General features: G+C 64.9%; 1 protein-coding gene and 2 pseudogenes. All 3 read left to right on the top strand.

Annotated elements, in window-relative coordinates:
- Positions 1-78 (top strand): annotated as a pseudogene (locus tag A5702_RS26525) (hypothetical protein); the annotation flags it as partial.
- 404 nt (positions 79-482) lie between these two features.
- Positions 483-782 (top strand): PE family protein, encoded by a 300-nt coding sequence (locus A5702_RS22650; RefSeq protein WP_046182845.1) that lies wholly within the window; start codon positions 483-485, stop codon positions 780-782.
- 288 nt (positions 783-1,070) lie between these two features.
- Positions 1,071-1,147 (top strand): annotated as a pseudogene (locus tag A5702_RS26000) (WXG100 family type VII secretion target); the annotation flags it as partial.

The following is a 1,147-nucleotide window of genomic DNA, read 5'->3' as shown; positions in this document are numbered from 1 at the left end:
AGCGGCACCCACGCCGGTGCCGGCCCCCGATACGGATTCCGCCCCACCGTCATGGCCCGACCCCCCTTCGCCGGATAACGGCTTTCGATCGTTCGAACGGGGGGTTAACAAAGTGGGTGCGCTCGGCGTTGAGAGCGGCCGGGGCCGACGCCTCGCGGAGGCGCGTCGCGAGCCCGTCCACCCGTTGCTGGCCGGCGGGGGGGAGATAATGGGCAATGAGATTTTTAGCGGGCCTGCCCTGGGAAAGCGCCGCGCGAGAGGCCTACCAGCACCTTTGGGACGCGGGACGGTCACGGTTTGCTGTGACCATGGTGTAAGGTGCTGCGCTCCCGCCCAGACGCTGTTACTGTGGCGTTACCAAAAATGAATTCGTCGTACTGCCACGTGAACAGTTGCAAACAGGCGGCTTCCGGAAGCGCTTCAGGGGCCGCCGTCATCTAGTCTCTGCAGAGTCGGGGATTGATCTTAGGAGGGAACCAAGTATGTCGTTCGTGACCACACAGCCCGAGGCTCTGGCTGCGGCGGCCGGAAACCTGCAGGCCATCGGCTCAACGCTGAGCGCACAGAACGCGGCTGCTGCGGCCCCCACGACCGGGGTTGTGCCCGCTGCTGCCGACGAGGTGTCGGCGCTGACGGCGGCGCAGTTCGCAGCGCACGCGCAGATGTACCAGGCGGTCAGCGCGCAGGCCGCCGCCATTCACGAGGCGTTCGTGAACACGCTCACCACAAGTTCTGGCTCGTACGCTGCGACCGAGGCAATCAACGCAGCTGCTGCGGGCTGATCGGACTGGCGGTTGTGGCTCGGGGACTGGACGTCTACGACGTGAGCACCCACCTCACCGCCGAGCTACCGATGATCTCGGGGGCTGACGGCCGGACAACTCAAACGCCGTGGTTCGGGTTTGACGTCCGTCTCACCGTGTCACTGCGACCGGTGGCCGCCGGCTGACGGGAAGGGGGGATCATCCTTTTTGATTCGGCTCGGCGGTTCGCCAGCGCGTAACCGGTCCGGCCATCGTCGTAAACCACAGCAGGTATCTGAGTAATTACGTATTAAGGAGACAGGCCAGATGGCAACTCGTTTTATGACCGACCCGCACGAGATGCGGGCGATGGCGGGCCGCTTTGAGGTGCACGCCCAGACCGT

This window comes from Mycobacterium sp. E3339, from assembly GCF_001666915.1.
GTDB lineage: Bacteria > Actinomycetota > Actinomycetes > Mycobacteriales > Mycobacteriaceae > Mycobacterium.
Note: the sequence above shows the minus strand (reverse complement) of the source record. Positions and strands in the feature narration are given on the sequence as shown.

What these genes read in the sequence shown, in the direction of transcription:
- A5702_RS22650 (WP_046182845.1), top strand. Translation starts at nt 483, where the DNA reads ATGTCGTTCGTGACCACACAGCCCGAGGCTCTGGCTGCGGCGGCCGGA.